General features: G+C 68.4%; 15 protein-coding genes and 1 pseudogene. 5 read left to right on the top strand and 11 right to left on the bottom strand.

Going from position 1 to position 16,259, the window contains the following annotated elements; translation table 11 throughout:
* Positions 1-517: 517 nt before the first annotated feature.
* Positions 518-793, top strand: a pseudogene (locus tag ISU10_RS24280) (carboxymuconolactone decarboxylase family protein); the annotation flags it as partial.
* Between the two features lie 42 nt (positions 794-835).
* Here ISU10_RS24280 and ISU10_RS23365 read toward each other — a convergent pair.
* From ISU10_RS23365 to ISU10_RS21855, 8 genes are read right to left on the bottom strand one after another with little or no spacing between them, the layout of a single operon-like run.
* Entirely contained in the window at positions 836-1,741 is a 906-nt protein-coding gene (locus ISU10_RS23365; protein WP_370865781.1) for an oxamate carbamoyltransferase subunit AllH family protein, read from the bottom strand.
* Between the two features lie 55 nt (positions 1,742-1,796).
* The gene (locus ISU10_RS21825) at positions 1,797-2,138 is read right to left on the bottom strand and encodes an OsmC family protein (protein ID WP_194698566.1); all 342 of its coding nucleotides are present in this window, start codon (positions 2,136-2,138) and stop codon (positions 1,797-1,799) included.
* 57 nt (positions 2,139-2,195) lie between these two features.
* Positions 2,196-3,620, bottom strand: a complete 1,425-nt coding sequence (locus ISU10_RS21830) for a YlbE family protein (RefSeq protein ID WP_194698567.1) — start codon at positions 3,618-3,620, stop codon at positions 2,196-2,198.
* Positions 3,613-5,136: an argininosuccinate lyase gene (argH, locus tag ISU10_RS21835; protein WP_370865782.1), complete on the bottom strand. Its 1,524-nt coding sequence runs from the start codon at positions 5,134-5,136 to the stop codon at positions 3,613-3,615. The genes ISU10_RS21830 and argH overlap by 8 nt, the downstream gene beginning before the upstream one ends.
* A complete protein-coding gene (locus ISU10_RS21840; RefSeq protein WP_194698568.1) occupies positions 5,133-6,104 on the bottom strand; it encodes a 1-aminocyclopropane-1-carboxylate deaminase/D-cysteine desulfhydrase in 972 nt (323 codons plus the stop codon). Before ISU10_RS21840 ends, argH begins: the two co-directional genes overlap by 4 nt.
* Positions 6,095-7,456, bottom strand: a complete 1,362-nt coding sequence (locus ISU10_RS21845) for a class-II fumarase/aspartase family protein (protein WP_194698569.1) — start codon at positions 7,454-7,456, stop codon at positions 6,095-6,097. Before ISU10_RS21845 ends, ISU10_RS21840 begins: the two co-directional genes overlap by 10 nt.
* Positions 7,441-8,343 carry an XcbA family protein gene (locus tag ISU10_RS24285; RefSeq protein WP_194698570.1) on the bottom strand — a complete coding sequence of 301 codons (903 nt, stop codon included), beginning with the start codon at positions 8,341-8,343 and terminating at the stop codon, positions 7,441-7,443. The genes ISU10_RS21845 and ISU10_RS24285 overlap by 16 nt, the downstream gene beginning before the upstream one ends.
* Positions 8,340-9,113 (bottom strand): phosphosulfolactate synthase, encoded by a 774-nt coding sequence (locus tag ISU10_RS21855; RefSeq protein WP_194698571.1) that lies wholly within the window; start codon positions 9,111-9,113, stop codon positions 8,340-8,342. Before ISU10_RS21855 ends, ISU10_RS24285 begins: the two co-directional genes overlap by 4 nt.
* 82 nt (positions 9,114-9,195) lie before the next feature.
* Here ISU10_RS21855 and ISU10_RS21860 point away from each other — a divergent pair, with 82 nt between their 5' ends.
* A complete protein-coding gene (locus ISU10_RS21860; protein WP_194698572.1) occupies positions 9,196-10,188 on the top strand; it encodes an AIR synthase related protein in 993 nt (330 codons plus the stop codon).
* Here the strand turns inward: ISU10_RS21860 and ISU10_RS21865 are convergent.
* From ISU10_RS21865 to ISU10_RS21875, 3 genes are all read right to left on the bottom strand, one after another.
* Positions 10,169-10,693: an MSMEG_0567/Sll0786 family nitrogen starvation N-acetyltransferase gene (locus ISU10_RS21865; RefSeq protein WP_370865783.1), complete on the bottom strand. Its 525-nt coding sequence runs from the start codon at positions 10,691-10,693 to the stop codon at positions 10,169-10,171. The two genes, ISU10_RS21860 and ISU10_RS21865, sit on opposite strands and share 20 nt — an antisense overlap.
* Before the next feature lie 46 nt (positions 10,694-10,739).
* A complete protein-coding gene (locus tag ISU10_RS21870; protein ID WP_194698574.1) occupies positions 10,740-11,927 on the bottom strand; it encodes an MSMEG_0568 family radical SAM protein in 1,188 nt (395 codons plus the stop codon).
* Between the two features lie 99 nt (positions 11,928-12,026).
* Positions 12,027-12,341, bottom strand: coding sequence for a hypothetical protein (locus tag ISU10_RS21875; RefSeq protein WP_194698575.1), 315 nt, complete (start codon positions 12,339-12,341; stop codon positions 12,027-12,029).
* 139 nt (positions 12,342-12,480) lie between these two features.
* Between ISU10_RS21875 and ISU10_RS21880 the strand changes: the two genes are divergently transcribed.
* From ISU10_RS21880 to ISU10_RS21890, 3 genes are read left to right on the top strand one after another with little or no spacing between them, the layout of a single operon-like run.
* The gene (locus ISU10_RS21880) at positions 12,481-13,458 is read left to right on the top strand and encodes a carbamate kinase (RefSeq protein WP_194698576.1); all 978 of its coding nucleotides are present in this window, start codon (positions 12,481-12,483) and stop codon (positions 13,456-13,458) included.
* On the top strand, positions 13,455-14,993 hold the full coding sequence (locus tag ISU10_RS21885) for an AllF/FdrA family protein (protein ID WP_194698577.1): 1,539 nt from the start codon (positions 13,455-13,457) through the stop codon (positions 14,991-14,993). The genes ISU10_RS21880 and ISU10_RS21885 overlap by 4 nt, the downstream gene beginning before the upstream one ends.
* Positions 14,990-16,156 carry an MSMEG_0565 family glycosyltransferase gene (locus tag ISU10_RS21890; RefSeq protein ID WP_194698578.1) on the top strand — a complete coding sequence of 389 codons (1,167 nt, stop codon included), beginning with the start codon at positions 14,990-14,992 and terminating at the stop codon, positions 16,154-16,156. The genes ISU10_RS21885 and ISU10_RS21890 overlap by 4 nt, the downstream gene beginning before the upstream one ends.
* The last annotated feature ends 103 nt before the right edge of the window (positions 16,157-16,259 follow it).

Raw genomic sequence — 16,259 nt, forward strand, 5'->3', positions numbered from 1 at the left:
AGGTCTCACTGACCGTCGCACGATGGCCGCCTACTTCCTCGTCAACGACACGAGGCACTTCAGCGAGCCAGAACTACACCACCTCCCGGGACGTCACCATGCCGTCGTCTCAGTTGTCGACTGCGAACACCGGCGCCAACGAACCGATCGCACTGGCCACGGCATCACGGTGTCGCAGCCGTACCCGGGCTTGGAGTCTCACGCTTCCGTGGGCGAAGTTCAGGTCGTTCTGCTACCCGTAGGCAGGCAACGATAGTGGTCACACGAAATGGCGTTACCAGTCGTCACCCTCCTGTCACGCAGCTCGCGGGCCTTCGCGTGGGCCGTTCTCACAAGTGCCGGGCCTCGGCAACGCCGCAAACTTCAATTCGACCGGCGGCTCACGCTGCCATCACGCACTGTTCGCGGCACCCTGAAGGCATCTACAGCACCTCGCATCGCGGGCCGCCTGGAACGTTCAGCAGGAGAAGTCAGACACCTTCCGCGGCGACGGCGCAAACACCAAGGAGGACCCGCAATGTCCGGTAAGCAAAGACTTTCGTTTGAGGACGTCGACCCGACCGCCTACAAAGCCGTACAGGGCTTGGAGGACTGCGTCCGCACCGGGGGTATCGAGCCACGCCTGCTGGAACTGGTTCGGGTACGAGCCTCGCAGATCAATGGATGCGCCTCTTGCCTGGACATGCACAACGCTGATGCCCGCACTCACGGCGAAGATCAGCGCCGGCTGGACATCCTCCCCGCTTGGCGCGAGGCCCCGGGTATGTTCAGCCTCGGTGAACAGGCGGCGCTCGCGCTCACCGAAGCGCTCACCAGCAGTGCCGAGGAGGGGGTCTCAGATCGGCTGTGGGATGACCTCGCCAGGCACTTCCACAAACGACAGATCGTTCGCCTTGTGCTGGCCGTGGCTACGATCAACGTGTGGAATCGCCTCGCTGTCAGTTTCCGCACCCAGCTGCCAGACAGGGCGTAGCTCCGCCTTACGGCGCACCCGAGCAGCAACTTTGGCCGCTGCAACAACGCCAAGTGCCATGGATACTCCCGAACTGTGCCCGACGCGACAGAGCTTGAGAAGGGCGTCGTCCAGCCCGCGGGCGCGAGCAGTGGCTCCGGAGAGCGCCGACAAAAGCGCACTCACCTGCGGTATCGCCTCGCCCCGACACGCGCAACGGAGCAGGGCTGCTGAGAGATCGGTCGTACCGGCCGGAGCCGCCTCGAGCACAACGGTGCGCAGTCGATCGTCGACGAGACCGAACGACCACGCACCGACCAGGAAGCCGGCCAGGATGTCGTCTCCGGAAGGGGTCAGTCCCGGCCCGACACCGAGAAGGCGATCGACGACCGAGGCCGGCGCCAGGACGTGTTGATCGCCCAGGAGGACTTCAAGCAGTCCTGGCCTAGGTTCGACCTGGCCGGAGCGCCCCAGCGTGTGCGACGCGTACTCGATCGCGCGACAGTTCGGCTCGAGGTTCTCGGGGACCTGGACCGAGACGACGCGTGTCAGTCGGACGCTCCAGTCGCCGACCTGGACCTGAGATGAGCCGACGCGGACGGCCCCGGCCCACCGGTCGAGCGGGTGATCAGCGCTGTGAGTCGACAACCTGAGGCCGAGCGGCAACAGGACGGCGTCGCGGGTGAGCAGCGCGATGACCTCGCCTCCCGCCAGACGCAGGTACAACGCGGTGGGAAACGCATCCAACACCACGGCTGGTCGGACCTCGCCGCGGATGAGATCGCGCACAATGACAGAACTAGCGGCGCAGATCTGGGGCGGTGACATCAGGCAGCCATCGGGCTCAGCCGACGTCAACGACAAGCTCCGGCCGGTGCCGCAGCGTGTTGGACACGTAGCAGACTCGTTCGGCTTCTGGCATGAGGCTTTCGAGCACATCACGAGAGGTGCCCGAGCTGATCCTCACCGAGATGCGGTCGAACTTGAGCCCGTCGTAGCTGCCGACGACACTAACGTCGAGGCCGAGCAGCTCAATGCCACGCTTCCTGGCGACGAACGCCATTGACAAGGCGATGCAGGACCCGATCGATGCCAACAGCAGGTCGGTCGGCTGCGGGCCGGTGTCGGTGCCACCGTAGATCTCAGGCTCGTCGACGACGATCTCGAACCCGTCGACGACGGTCACGGCTCGCATCCCGCCGGTCCATCGGGTGTGCACAATGCGATCCTTCATTGCCCCTCCTCATCCGCTGGAGGCGTCGGACACCAGGGACCTGAGGGCAGCGCGGAAACTCTCGACGGGTGCGGTGGCCACACCGGCACCGATCTGGCCTGCGCCGGAACTCGCGTGCAGGATTCCCGTGGTGACCTTGGGCGTGGTGTCCAGCTCGACCACGCGCCGTACGTCGACTCCCACCGGGGTTCCCCTGTTGTTCCAGGTGGGCAGCTTGAACCGCGTGCTCTCTGCGACGCATATGGACGCCATCCGCTCGGTCATGCTGACCGCGTCGGCCATACCGCCCGGTAGGAACCCGGCGACCGCCGGTGAGCCGGCAGCTGCCGCGCCGCCCAGTCCCACCAGCTCGAGGATAGCGCTGTCCCCGATGTCGGGTGCGCTCGTCTCGGGACCGTAGTCGGGGTAGTACATGGCCTCTTCGACGGGCGGTGCTGCGCTGATGAAGACATCTCTCGAGCCGGCCAGCTTGATTGCGTACGACGTTCCGTTGCGGCACATCATCGTGACGATGCTCGATCCCTCGACCTGCTCGGCCCACATCGCGGCCGACTTGGCGGCCGCCATGGCGAGGTTCAGGAAGAACAGGTGGTTGCCGGACAGGTACTGCGCCAGCTCGAGACGTCCGGGGTCCGGCAGCGCCGCGATCTGGGGGAGCAGGTTGCGGATCAGCAGGTTGGTCGTGCCCTGGGTCCGCATGTGCACGTCGTCACCGATCTGGACCCCCTGGGCGGCCAGGGCGAAGATGTCGATGGGGCCTGATGAGTCCAGGATGTCGCGGAGCATCGGCCCACCGATGTCGCGCAGGAACTCCAGCCGGGCTATCGCCGCCGGCGTCTCACGTCCGAACCACGCGGTCTCCCCCGGCCCCTGGTTGATCGGGGCGAATGCCCGAGTGCCGCCGTCTCGGTTGTCGACTGCGAACACCGGCGCCGACGGACCGATCGCACTCGCCATCGGCATGACGGTGTCGTAGCGGTAGGCCGGCTGAAGTCTCACGCTGCCGTCGGCGAGGATCAGGTCCGCCTGCTCGATGGTCCCGGCCCAACCCTCGGCAACGGTGGCGGCCCGCATCGAGCGACGGAGTGGGTCACAGACCTCTGCCCACTCGATGGCGGGTCCGCAGTGCAGCAGCGTGCGGCCGGAGAGATCCGGGATGAGGGTCCCGGCCGGCGCCACGTCCACCAGGAGTGGCACGCTCCGGTCCAGGCGACGCACCGCTTCGGCGTTCGCTTGGTCGATGCCGGCTGCCCGCGGACCCTCGAGCTGTTCTAGTGCATCGACAAGGTCCAGCTGCCCGTCCGCGGGTATCCGCCAGTCGACCTCCTCCACGGGGGCAGCCTGGTCCCGGACCGCGTCGGCGAAGAGTGACAGCCCCACGTTCACTACGGATACGTCGCCCGGCAGCACGATGGCGCGCGTTGACTCAGTCATCTGGGTCCTCCGGCTCCTTCACTAGGTCAGCAGTGGTTCTGGCCTGCTCGAGCAGCCTTTTCACGGCCTGGTCGAGTCCCTGCCGGCGCCGCTCGACAGCGCGCGAGAGGTCGTCGGCGCTCCGCTCGCACTGTCCGATCATCGACCGGACCGCAGTCGAGGCCGCCCCGCCGGTGCCCTTGCGGCTCTCGATGATCACCCGAGGGTCGAGGGCAGTGCTCAGGTCCGCCGCGGTGAGGCCCAGCGGCTGCCCGGTCTCCGCGATCGCAGCCTCGTCGAGCATGGCTCCGGTGATGTGCCGACCCGGGATTCCCCGTTGGCTGGCCTCGCGGACGGTTCTGCCGACCACCTCGTAGGCGCTGCGGTAGTCGACGCCGCAGTTCTCGACGATGTACTCGCTCAGGTCGGTCGCCTGGGTGTAGCCCGCATCGAGCCCACGGGCCATCTGGTCGACGTTGACGTCCAGGGTGCGCACCACCCCGGCCATCAGGCGGGTGACCCGGATCGCGAGGTCCAGCGCACGCGGTACCTCGCCGTAGGCGAAGATCAGGTTGTCGCTGCGCGCGGAGGGGCTCTTGGCCACGGCGAGGAAACCGGTCAGGCGTCCAATCAGCACTCCCGACGCGCCACGCACGATCGACAGGGAGTAGGGGTTGCGCTTCTGCGGCATCAGGATGCTCGACCGGGTGTAGGCGTCCGCGAGGTCGACGAAGTCGAACTCGCTGCTGGACCAGATCTCGAGGTCCTCGGCGAGCTTGCTCTGCGTGGACAACAGGCTGGCCGCGCTGGCCAGCACGTGGATGAGCCCGTCGATCTGCCACATCGCGTCGCGGGTGTGCTCGATGACCTCGTCGAAACCCAGGGCGGCGGCGACGAACGTCCGGTCGTCGAGCAACCGGGTTCCGTTGACACAGCCGGCGCCCGCGGGGCTGCGGTTGATGTCGTCGTACTCGTCCAGCAGTCGGTGCGCGTCGCGCATGGCGGGGTAGGCGAACGACAACACGTAGTGGGCGAACGTGGACGGCTGTGCCTGTTGCAGGTAGGTCTGGTCCGGCATCAGGGTGTCCACGTGCCGAGCGGCCAGGGCCGTGGTGTCGCGGGCGAACCTCACCACCTCGTCGACGAGCTCGAGGAGCTGGCCTCGGACGTGGATCCGCAGGGCGATCCGGGCTGCCTCGCGCCGAGGGCGGCCGGCGTGCAGCCACCCGGCGACCTTGCCGAGGCGCCCGACGAAGAAGCGCTCGCGGGAGTTGTAGGGCTCACCGAACTCGGGGTCGTAGGGGAAGTCCTCGACGGCCACCTGCTGCACCTCGAGCAGGAGCCGCAACAGGTCGCGGGCGGCCGGAGCCGGGACGATCTCGCGTCGCAACAGGTCCAGCACGTGTGCGATGTCGGCGAGGTTCAGGCCCTCGTGGAGAAAGGGCGCGTCGGCGTTCTCCAGGGCGAACCCGCTGTCGATCAGCTCTTGGGCCGGCCCGGACTGAGGTGGGCCGCTGCGCCGCATCGCCGGCTTCACGACGCTGCACCCAGCAGGGCGGTGAGCGCCGCGGCCACTCCCCCGGTGTGCCAGAACACGGCCGGCGTCGGGGCGCCTTCGGTCAGCAGGGTGCGAAATAGGGTCATGGCCTTCGCTCCGTAGTAGTCATCGAGCAGCAAGCCCTCGTGGTGCAGCGCCAGCCGCGAGCTGATCCGATCCTCGGCCGAGGCCACTCCGAAGCCGGCGCCGCGGCAGTCCCGGACGTCGACATCGGCGGCGGTGGGTTCGTCGAGGGCCATGGCGGTGGCACAGCTGCGCGAGAGACGAAGGATCTTCTCGGCCATGCCAGGGGCCGGCCTGCTCACGCTGGCGCCGACGAGACGCCACGGGAGCCCGCACCCGACCTGTCCTGCGACCAGCCCGGCCTGCGTGCCACCCGAGCCTGTGGCCACTACGACTGTCCGGGGAGTGACTCCCACCAGCCGGCATTGCTCATCCAGCTCTCGCGCCGCATGGGCGTAGCCGAGTACGCCGGTTGTGGTCGTTCCGCCCCGCGGCACCGCGTAGGGTCGCCGTCCCTCGGCTCGAAGGGTCTTCGCGTGCTCCACAACAGCGTCGTCGAGCAGGTCGCGGGTCTCAACCACGTCGAAGACCAAGCGGGCACCGGCGGCGCGCGCAAGCTCGACGTTCGGTGACGGCCGCGAGGGCGCTTCGCGGGGAAACAGCAGGTCGCAGTCCATGCCCGCGACGCGGGCGGCCATCGCCGCGGCCGCACAGAAGTTCGACGACGTGCTGCCGGCTGTGACGAAGATGTCGGCCCCTTCGGCGACGGCCGCGCCGAGCAGGAACTCGAGGTTTCGCGCCTTGTTCCCGGAGATCCCGAAGCCGGTCAGATCGTCACGCTTGAGGAAGATCGGCCCCGCGTCGAGCGCGCGCTCCAGGCGCAACGCGCGCACCAACGGGGTGGGCAGGACCGCGAGTCGAGTCCGGGGACTGGTCAGTTCCATGGGTCCGGCTCCGTCGTGCGAGCGGCTCGCGCGCGGGCGACGACTTCGTCGACCATCCTGCCGGCATCGCCGACCATCCAGGTCGTCCATGCCTGGCGGTCCTGCTCCGTGGCGGCACCCTCGGCCAGCAACGCGTCGAACACGTCGTGGACGTCGCGACTACCCGGCGCGAGCAGCTCGTGCATGAGCCGCTGGGCGGCGTTTCGCCCCAGTCGCCGGGTCAGCCCGGCCAGCATCTGTTCGGACGCCAGCTGGTCACCGTACCGGTCGAGGTTGCTCCTCATCGCCGCTGCGTCCACGACCAGGCCTGACAGCAGGCGCAGGGCCATCTCGAGCGCGACCCCTGTCAGCAGGCACGCCTCGGGTAACGCGACCCACTCCGCCTTCCAGGTGCGCCCATCACGCTCGTGCCCGGCGACCATCCCCTCGGTGAGCACCTGCGCATTGGCGCGGACGAGTCGCGCCACGGTGTCCAGGTGCTCGCTGCCCTCGGGATTGCGCTTGTGCGGCATCGTGATGCTGCCGACTGTGTCCTTCGTCGTCGGCTCGCGCAGCTCGCCGATCTCCGGCCGCTGCAGCTCGTAGACCTCGTTGCCGATCCGGGCCAGGGTGCCGCAGATCATCGCCAGCAGTGCGCCGAACTCCGCGATTCGGTCCCGAGAGGTGAGCCACGAGATGCCGGGGTCGGCCAGTCCCAGCTCCGTACAGAACTCGGCGCGCAGCTCGGCACCGCGCGGTGCGAAGAATCCGAGGGTGCCCACGGCTCCCCCGAGCTGTCCGACCAGCCATCGCGGACGTCCCTCCGACAATCGTTGGAGATGGCGTCGAACCTCGTCGGCCCATGAAGCCGCTTTGAAGCCGAACGTGATCGGAGAGCCGGCTTGGCCGTGTGTTCGTCCGACCATGAGCGTGTCGCGGTGTTCGACGGCGAGCGCGAGGAGCCGGTCCTCGATGGCGCACAGGTCTCTCCACACCACCGTGCCGACATCACGCATGACCAGGGCGAACCAGGTGTCGGTGACGTCCTGGACCGTGGCACCGACGTACACGTGCTCCCTCGCCACATCGGGGAGAAGCTGCTGGAGCGCGTTGATCAACCCCAGCATCGAGTGCGAGGTACGCCGGGTCTCGCTGGCCAGGAAGTCGAGGTCGAGCTCGTGGGCACGGGCATGCGAGGCGATCTGCACCGCCGCCTCGTCGGGGATGATGCCGAGTCGCGCCTGGGCTACGGCCAACGCCGTGACGATGTCCAACCAGCTCTGCAACCGTGCGCGTTCTTCGAAGACCTTCGCCAGCTCTGGCGTGCCCCACAGATGGGCGTACTGCTCGGAGTCGCTCAGGCGGGTGCCCACGTCGGCTCCCACTTGTGGGCCAGGGTCGTCAACGCCTCGGAGATCTGGGCTAGCGAGGCCCCCCACGGCACGACCACGCGACCGTCGTCGACCTCGATGTGGGTCTCGAGCAAGCAACACTTGGCCAGGATCGCCCCGGTGCCACCGGTCCGCTTTCGTGGACAGATGTCGACCTGCGGGGCACGCTCGCCGTAGAACCACTCGTGGATCTGCTGTGACCGCTCGCAGCCGATGAGCGTCCATTCGCGCCGATCGGGGTGTTCGTCCAGATAGTCGGTGGTCGCGCCTTCGACGGCTACTCCCCCACCGCGGCACGGCAGGAGGTAGCTCTCAGACCTCCGGGACCGCGCCAGGTCTTCGAGTTCGACGACGTCGGGGACCAGCTCGATCGGCGGCAGGTGCTCGGCGAGGGCCAGTACGCGACCCACCTGGTCGAGGAGCTTCGGGGGGTACGGCGGCGTCACCTCGCGAACCGTGATCCGCAGCGGCGACGGGTCGATGATGAAGCTCACGTGTCCGTATCTGCCCTGCACCACCGCTCCACGTTTGTCCGGCGCGCGGCTCGTGGCCGCCTGCGCCAGTGCGCTCGGTATGGCCGTGTCCACATGTGGATCCTCGAGATAGACGCAGTCGGCGGCCCCGACCAGGAGCTGCAGCCCGGTGATGGCGGAGAACAGTGGCTCTACGGACGCCTTCTGCACTGCGACGACAGCCGTCTGCGAGCCATGGCGGACGACGATGAACCTTGTTCGGCGATAAGCCTCCCGGCCGATGAAATGCCGTCTCAGGGACTCCTCGTCGAGGTCGCACTCGACCGAGGACACGGCGACGCCGCGGTAGGCGCCGGGCACGACGTTGCGTCGCAGGGTCCCGGCCGGCTCGGTCACGCGGGCTGCCATAGCCGGGAGGGGTCGAAGGTATCGGCGCGGAGCCCCAGGCGAAGTGTCTCGAGCGCCACCACTTCCTCGGCTGGGATGTTCGCGAGGTTGACGTCGGCGCCGAATGCGCGGATCAACCACGCCTGTTGGTCCTTGCGGGGTGCCTCGAACATGATCTTGTCGACCCCGCCGCCGCGGACCGCGGCGGTGACCACCTCCTCCCGGATCGACCCGTCCTCCCGGTAGATCCCGACCGTCCCGCTTTCTCGACCTTCAGTGATGACCCAGCGGGCACCCGCGGCGAGGTCCTGCGCCACCTCGCGGGTCCACTGCTCGGCGGTGAGGGCCTGGTCGGGATCTTTGCTCCCCACCTCGGACAACACGACGAAGTTCTGTGAGGCGAGGCGCAGCAGGTGGTGCTTGTCATCCAGACTCATGGGTGCCACCCCTCGGGAGACCTCGACGCTGTCGAATCCCACCGCGGCGGCCCAGTCAAGACAGTCCTGGGCCTTCCCCTGGGCCCAGGAGATCTCCAGGAGCGTCCCGCCCAGACAGGAGAGGACCCCGTGGGCCCTCAACAGCTCCAGCTTCTCGGGCAGCCCGACGTCGAGGTAGGCCGTGCCCCAGCCGAACTTCCACACATCGATGTGAGGTGCCGCGGCGACGAGCGCTGATCGAGCCGACTCCACGGTCAGACCCTTGTCGAGCACGTGGGTCAGGCCCACCGTCCTGGGCTTGGTGCTGCGCTCTGGCAGGGTGAGGAACGCCGGAGTAATCATGTTGCCTATACTACATGTATCGTTCACTTTCCGACAGAGCGGCAGATGGGTCGGTCTGCCCGATCAACCGTGAGGGGCAGCCATGAGCACCGGCACGAACGACGGGACCGAACTCGAGGAGCTGGCCGGATTCCTGCGATCGCACCCAGCGCTGCGGGCGAAGAACGAGATCAGGCTGGTCAGTGAGGTCCTGGGCGCCGGGAGCTGGGTGCATGGCCCGGGCGACGACGGGGCCGTAGTGGCCGCCCCACTCGGCCTGCCACCGGGAGGGGTCGCAGACCAGGTCATCGTCTGCGGAGAGGCTCTGCTCCCGGCCTTCGTCGCCTCAGACCCCTACGGCGCCGGGGTCGCAGCGGTCCTGGCCAACGTCAACGACCTTGCCGCGATGGGCGCGGTTCCGCTGGCCATCGTCGACACCATCGTCGGCAGTCCCGAGCTCGCACGCGAGGCCCTCCGCGGCATGAAGGAGGCTTGCGGCTGGTACGACGTGGCGCTGGCCGGCGGGCACTTGACCCTGCACGATGGTGCACCTGCGATGTCCGCCTTCGGCGTCGGACGAGCCGCGGCTGTGCTGTCCACCACGAACGTCGCCGCCGGCCAGTCACTTATCGTGGCCGCCTGCACCACGGGGACGATGCGTCCCGACTTTCCGTTCTTCCGTACCTTCACAGAGCGGGCCGATCAGATGGCAGGCGATGTCCGCGTCCTCGCCTCCGTAGCCACCTCGGGCGCCTGCGTCGCCGCCAAGGATGTCAGCATGGCCGGGCTCGTCGGTTCGCTGGCGATGCTGCTCGAGTGGAGCCGGCTCGGGGTGACACTGGACCTAGAGCGACTCCCCCGGCCCGCCGATGTGCCGATGCAGGAGTGGTTGACCTGCTTTCCGGCGTACGCATTCTTGCTGTGCTCTCCGCCCGGACGCGAGAAGGACTGTCTGGCGGCATTCCAGGAACGCGGGCTCGAGGCGGCGGCGGTGGGGGTCATCGACGAGTCGGGACTGCTGGCGTTGCGGTCGGGCGGACGCCGGGCCGTGGTGATCGACCTCGCCGTCAGCGGGGTCACAGGCCTCGCCCGTTGATCCCGCCTTCGAGTCTTCGAACCGTCGCCAGCCCCTCGCCGCGGGTCGGCAGGTCGATGGACATGGGTTGGTGAGGGAGCCCCGCGTAGATCTCCGTCTCGCCCACCCTGGCCCAGCCGAGTCGTTCGAAGAAGGTGACGTTCGCGGGCTGGATGTGCGCCGCCATCGTCCGCCCACCGCGCACGGCCGCGGTCGCCACCGCGTAGCGGACCAACGGAGCCCCGACCCCGTGCGTGCGGTACGCCGACAGTACGGCGAGCCGGTCGCCCTGCCAGCGGCCCGCGTCGGGCTCGACCAGGAACAGCCGCACGGTACCCACGGCGATCCCGTCGCTGTAGCCCAGCACGGCGATCGTCGAGTCCTCGCTGTCTCGGGAGTCCAGGTCGGACTCGGCGAAGACTGCCTGTTCGTCGACGAATACCCGGTGACGGATGCTCAGATGCTCGGCGCGTTCGCTCGCAGCACTCGCCAGCCGGCACAAGACTGCGTGACCGGTCGGGCGCACGGGGCGTCGCTCCCGCGGCGGGACGGCCGGCCCTTGGAGCCTCAGCTCAGACGGCATGGGAGATCGGGATTGGGCGGGCACCGATCTGAAGGAGGGCCTCAACGCTCTGCAGTCCCGAACACGCCTGACACCTGGCACATCCGGCCTTGGCGACGTCGGTGGCCATGCCCCGCTCGCTCATGTAGGCGGCGACCTTGCGGTAGATGCTCTCGGTGTACTCCCTCGCCGGTGGGACGACGTCTTCCATCAGGCTGCCGGCGACCGGTCGGATCGGGACGACGAACGGGAACACGCCCATGTCGATTGCCCGCCGACAACCCTCCACGGTCAGTTCCGGGTCCTCGCCCATGCCCAGGATCACATACGTGGAGACCTGGCCCTCGCCGAAGCGTGCGACGGCTCGCTCCCAGGCACGGAAGTACTGGTCGATACCGGTGCGAGCCTTCGCCGGAGCCACCTGCGCAAGCACGGCGGGGTCGAACGACTCGACGTGGATACCCACCGAGTCGATGCCCAGGTCGGCGACCTCGTCGATGACGTCGAGGTTCATCGGTGGCTCGAACTGCACCTCGACCGGCAGCCCCGTCGCCTCCCGGACAGCATGTCCACATCGGGCGACGTACCGAGCGCCGCGATCGACGCCGTTCGAACTCCCCGTGGTGAGGGTGGCGTCCACGGCGCCGTCGAGCTCCTTCGCGGCCATCGCCACCTCGGCAAGCTGCTCCGGGCTCTTCTTGACGATCGTGCGGCCGGAGTCCAGCGAGACCCCGATGCCACAGAACTTGCACTGGTCGTCGTTGCCCCAGTAGGAGCAGGTCTGCACCACCGTGCTGGCGAACGAGTCCAGGTGCATCAGGCCGATCTTCCAGTAAGGAACTCCGTCCGCGGTGGTGAGGTCATAGAAGCGTGGGCGCTGCTGCGTCGATGCGCCGGCAACCCTCCGGCCGTCCTCGAAGATGGCATACCCGTCGTCCTCGGCCTTCAGCACGTAGGGCGATCCGGCGGCGGCCGCGTTGTCGGTCGGAACCGTGATCGGGAAGCCACCGACCCAGAGCATGCCGGAGTCCGACGGGCCGGCGCCGCCGGTGCGCCGCTCGAGCGGAACCTCGACCTTGAGGCCACGAGCCTGCAGATCCACGACCAGCGATGCCAACGCCTCGGCTGCCGCGGTCGGGCCCCCGTCCTGACCGGGGGGCGCACCGAGTGACGCCGCAGCGGAGGACCCACGACCCATGTTCATTGCACTCTCCCGACGTATTTACTTCACGACACGATTCATACTCTTTAGTAAAGGCTTGTTCGGACAGCGATGTCAAGTGCCCCCGGCTTTCTCTCAGCCGGCGGCGCCCAGCTCGCGGCAGCGCAGGGCCGAGGCGGCATCGACCACGGCATCGGCGGGAACTCCGCCACCGACCAGACCCGCCTCCGCGGCAAGCCGCGGCACCAGGCCGATCAGCTCCGAGCGCCGCTCCAGCACCGACGAGATGTCCGCACTGCTCCGTCGCAGCTCCTCGGCGACGAGCCCCACGAGCGACGTGACCAGCTCGTAACCTGCGGGGTCGCTGAGTGCCATCGGGTAGAGGCGCGCCTCGGCGGCGGTGAACCTCGCCATCGCTTCGACGGGGATCCGGTCAACGGGACGACCCATCTCTCACCTCGACCAGGGCAGCGGCTTGAACGTTACCACGACGTTCACTATCGTCTATGGTTACACAGCATATTGAACGTCACGTGCGGCGTCCTCGCACGCATTCGGATCGCTCGATTGTCCATGGAAGTGAGGGGTCGTGGCCAGGACCGTGGTGGTGGCCGTTGGCGGCAACGCCCTGCTTGCCCCGGGCGAACAGGGCACCTACGAGCAGCAGCGCGCCAACGCCGCGGCGATGGCGGTGTCCATCTGCGCACTTCTCGACGCCGGTTGGAGGGTCGTGGTCGTGCACGGCAACGGGCCTCAGGTCGGCAATCTCGCGATCCAGCAGGAGATGGGACGCGGCGAGGTGCCGGAGATGCCGTTGTTCAGCCTGGGGGCCATGACCGAGGGACAGTTGGGGTCGCTGATCGCGATCGCCCTGTACGGCGCGTGCGGGCGTCGTCATCGGATCGCGGCGCTGCTGAGCCACGTGATCGTGGATCTGGACGATCCGGCCTTCGAGTTGCCCACGAAACCGATCGGCCCCTTCTTCTCCGAGGACGCGGCCACGAGGCTGGCCGAGACCCGAGGTTGGGACATCACCGAAGATTCGGGCCGCGGGTTCCGCCGGGTGGTCGCGTCACCCGTGCCGAAGGGATTCGTGGAGATCGAAGCGATCCGCTGCCTCCTCGACGCGGGTCATGTCGTGGTCACCGGCGGCGGTGGGGGGATCCCCGTGGGTCGTCGCGGGGACGTCTGGGACGGCGTGGACGCCGTCATCGACAAGGACTACGCCGCCGCCGAGCTCGCCCATCAGCTCCAGGCCGCGGCGCTCGTCCTGATCACCGGGGTCGACGCCGTGCAGCTCGACTTCGGCAAGCAGACCCAGCGCCGGCTGACGTGGATGGACTCAGAGGAGGCGGAAAGGCACCTCACGGCGGGGCAGTTCCCGGCCGGGAGCATGGGCCCCAAGGTGAGCGCCGCCGTCAGGTTCGTCGAGCGCGGGAGCGGTCGGGTTGCGGTGATCAGCACTCCCGAGCTGGTCGTCGACACCCTGGGCAACACAGACCCCGCAAACGAGTCGGTGGGGACCCGCATCTTCCACGGGGACAGTCGGCAGGGAGCGCTCGCATGACCGTGGCCATCAAGCTGTTTCCCGACACCTACGTCGACTCCGTGGTGCAGCTACGGGGGATGCGGGCGATGCGGCAGGTCGGCGGCGTCGAGTGGGCGAGCGCGGCGATGGCTACACCGGCGAACGTGGAGACCCTTCGGGCTGAGGGCCTCGACCCCATGCAAGTGGCCGACGCGGGCGCCAACGACTTCTTCCTGGTCGTCAGGGCCACAACGGACTCGATCGCGGCCGAGGCCCTGGCCGCCGGCGAGTCCGCGGTCACGTCCACCGTCCGGTCCTACAGCGCAGCCGCGCAGATCGAGGCACGACGCTCGTTACGCGACGCAGTGCTCGCCCAGCCCGAGTCCAACGTCGCCGTCATCTCCGTGCCCGGGGACTACGCCGCGTTGGCCGCCCACCAGGCTCTCTCGGCCGACTTGCATGTCCTGCTGTTCAGCGACAACGTGCCGGTCGACAAAGAAGTGGCGCTCAAGGATCACGCGCTGTCCCGTGGCCGGTTGTTGATGGGTCCGGGCGCCGGAACGGCGATGCTCGGGGGCGTTGGCCTGGGGTTCGCGAACACGGTCAGGCCCGGGCCCGTCGGCGTGGTCGCTGCCGCCGGCACGGGCGCCCAGGAGGCCATGGCACTGCTTGATCGCTGGGGCGTGGGAGTCAGCCAGGTCATCGGCGTCGGCGGACGCGACCTGTCCCCAGAGGTCGGCGGACGGATGGCCGGCGCCGCGGTTTCCGCGCTCCGAGACGACCCGGCGACGGAGGTCATTCTCTTCGTCTCCAAGCCACCTTCGCCCGAAGTGGCTGCCACGGTGCTCGCCACGGCAGGCGACAAGCCACTGGTCGCTGCGCTCCTCGGCCTGGACCCCCAGTTCCCCGCCCCGGCCGGGGTCGTCCTCGCAGACACCCTGGAGTCCGGCGTGACGGCAACGCTGGGCGTGCTGGGGATCGCCGCACCAGACACGACGGCGACGATAGGGCCGACGCTGGCAGAGGTGCGTTCGAGGCTGGCGCCCGGTCGCCGGCTGATCCGGGGGCTGTTCTCCGGAGGGACGCTGTGCTACGAGTCCCTGGTCATCCTCGGCCGGACGGTCGGTGAGGTTCACTCCAACACACCGATCAACCAGGCATGGGGCCTGCCGGCTCCCGCCGAATCTCATCAGTGCCTGGACCTCGGCGAGGAGGAGTACACCCGTGGCCGTCCACACCCGATGATCGACCCCGAAGCACGGCTCGAGGTGTTGAGCGAGCACGCGGCCGACCCACAGGTCGCGGTGATCATCCTCGATGTCGTCCTTGGCCACGGAGCCGACGCCGACCCCGCGAAGACCCTCGCCCCCGCGTGCCAGTCCGCGATGGCCGACGGTGGCCCCCAGGTCGTCGCCTACGTGCTGGGAACCGACCAGGACCCTCAGGGATACCAGGGCCAGCGCGATCGCCTGGTGCAGGCTGGGTGCATCCTGACCGAGACCGCGGCGCGCGCGTCCCTGGTGGCTGCCGCGATCGTCACCGACGACCCGAGCCTGACAAGGATGGCACTGTGAGCACCGTCCGAACCGACGAACCGCGGGTGGCCCTGGTCACCTACTCGGCCAAGGCCAGGGGCGGCGTCGTCCACACCCTGTCTCTCGCAGACGCGATGGCGGACCGAGCGATGCCGGTGCGCATCGTCGCGCTCGCCAATCCTGACGAGAGCTTCTTCCGGCCGGTACGTGCGCCGTACTCGTTCGTTCCGGCCTCTCCGCCGGCCGACACCTTGGAGAAGCGGGTGTTCGCGTCGATCGACGACCTCGAGGCCGGGTTGAGGAAGATCGCCCACGAGGTGGACATCTTCCACACCCAGGACTGCATCTCCGCACGCGCCGCAGCCCGGGTGCGGGACGCCGGTGCCCGCGTGCGAGTGGTGCGGACGGTGCATCACGTCGACGACTTCACTACCGCGGCCCTCATCGACTGTCAGCGCAAAGCCATCGAGGAGCCGGACCAGCTGGTTGTGGTGAGCCAGGACTGGCGCAACCAACTGAGGACCGACTACGGCGTTGACGCGGTCGTCATCCACAACGGCGTCGATGCTGACCGCTTCGCACCGATCGCGGCCGAACGGCGCGCCGCCCTTCGGCAACGCGCAGGAGTGGCGGATCGTTTCGTGTTCTTGTCCGTGGGCGGGATCGAACCACGCAAGGGCAGCGTCTTCCTCGTCCAGGCGATGGCGATGCTTGTGCATGAACCTGATCCCCGGCCGGTCCTGGTCATCGTGGGTGGACACTCGTTCCAGGACTACACCGGGTACCGCGACGAGGTGCTCGCGACGTTGCCGGGCCTGGGGCTCGAGCTGGGACGTGACGTCGTCCTGGCCGGTTCAATCAGCGATGCTGAGCTGCACGAGTGGTACCGAAGCGCTGACGCGCTGGTGTTCCCGTCCCTGAAGGAGGGCTGGGGGCTGGCCGTCCTGGAGGCGATGGCGGCCGACCTTCCAGTGGTCTCCAGCGACATCGCTGTGTTTCGCGAGTACCTCACGCCGGACCGGACGGCGGTGATGACCCGGGCCGGCGATCCGGAGTCGTTGGCGGCAGGTATGCGCAGGCTGGCCGGTGACGGTGGGCTGCGGGAGACCCTGGTGCGAGGTGGTCGTGAGCTGATCCCGGCGTTCAGCTGGCAGCGTGCCGCCGAGGAGCACGCCCGCCTGTACGGCGAGATGTCGCTCTGACGGGCTCGCTGGCCGCCACCCGTGTGGTGACGGCCAGCGAGGTGACGGCCAGCGAGGTGACGGCCAGCGAGTGGTTGTTCAGACTGTCCAGGTCTGCATGATC

It is taken from the genome of Nocardioides agariphilus, assembly GCF_015352445.1.
Lineage (GTDB): Bacteria > Actinomycetota > Actinomycetes > Propionibacteriales > Nocardioidaceae > Nocardioides > Nocardioides agariphilus.

Bases quoted from the DNA above. Each gene is read 5' to 3' on its own strand.
- ISU10_RS21830 (WP_194698567.1), bottom strand. From the start codon at position 3,620: ATGACTGAGTCAACGCGCGCCATCGTGCTGCCGGGCGACGTATCCGTA.
- ISU10_RS21840 (WP_194698568.1), bottom strand. From the start codon at position 6,104: ATGGAACTGACCAGTCCCCGGACTCGACTCGCGGTCCTGCCCACCCCG.
- ISU10_RS21855 (WP_194698571.1), bottom strand. From the start codon at position 9,113: ATGATTACTCCGGCGTTCCTCACCCTGCCAGAGCGCAGCACCAAGCCC.
- ISU10_RS21860 (WP_194698572.1), top strand. From the start codon at position 9,196: ATGAGCACCGGCACGAACGACGGGACCGAACTCGAGGAGCTGGCCGGA.
- ISU10_RS21870 (WP_194698574.1), bottom strand. From the start codon at position 11,927: ATGGGTCGTGGGTCCTCCGCTGCGGCGTCACTCGGTGCGCCCCCCGGT.
- ISU10_RS21875 (WP_194698575.1), bottom strand. From the start codon at position 12,341: ATGGGTCGTCCCGTTGACCGGATCCCCGTCGAAGCGATGGCGAGGTTC.
- ISU10_RS21885 (WP_194698577.1), top strand. From the start codon at position 13,455: ATGACCGTGGCCATCAAGCTGTTTCCCGACACCTACGTCGACTCCGTG.